Origin of the sequence: Maribrevibacterium harenarium (assembly GCF_006385675.1) — a bacterium.
GTDB lineage: Bacteria > Pseudomonadota > Gammaproteobacteria > Pseudomonadales > Marinomonadaceae > Marinomonas > Marinomonas harenarium.
Genome location: NZ_VFRR01000138.1, coordinates 1 through 562, shown reverse-complemented (window position 1 = coordinate 562; position 562 = coordinate 1). Strand labels below are relative to the sequence as shown.

General features: G+C 56.4%; 1 protein-coding gene. It reads left to right on the top strand.

Going from position 1 to position 562, the window contains the following annotated elements:
- Window positions 1-562 (top strand): hypothetical protein (locus tag FJM67_RS17640; protein WP_181161560.1); only part of this gene is annotated, 562 nt, incomplete at both ends.

Below are 562 nucleotides of genomic sequence, written 5' to 3'. Positions count from 1 at the left end.
CGGCAGCATCGTGATCAACGATGGCGATAGCGATCAAGTGGGTGTGGTTGCTCACGGTACTGGTTCTATCCGCATCGATGCCAATGGCTCTGGTTCTGATGTGACCAACAATGCGCAGATCAATAGCACGACGGGTCATATCACGGTAACGGCGGCCGATGCGCTTAGCATCTTGGCCAATATCACTACGGCTACGAACGGTACAGTGACACTGGATGCGGAAGCGGGTGCGTTGACCATGGCAGGTGCCGTGACTGTGACCGCAACCAACAGCTCAGCACGCTTGAATGCGGCGACTGATCTCACCGTAGGTAATGTGGTGGCTCAAGACGTGAGCTTGGTAGCGGATACCGGCAGCATCATCAATGCGGCTGACAGCACTATGAACGTCACCGCTACGAACCTTCGTCTGGAAGCGGATGATGCGATTGGTATTGCAAGCCGTCACTTGACGACCACGGTTGCGGTGATCAGTGCGAGCAGCACCGGTACCAGCGCGACTGGTATCTACCTCACCGAAGCGGACAGCATCACCGTTGACTCTGTGGCGGTAACGACCACG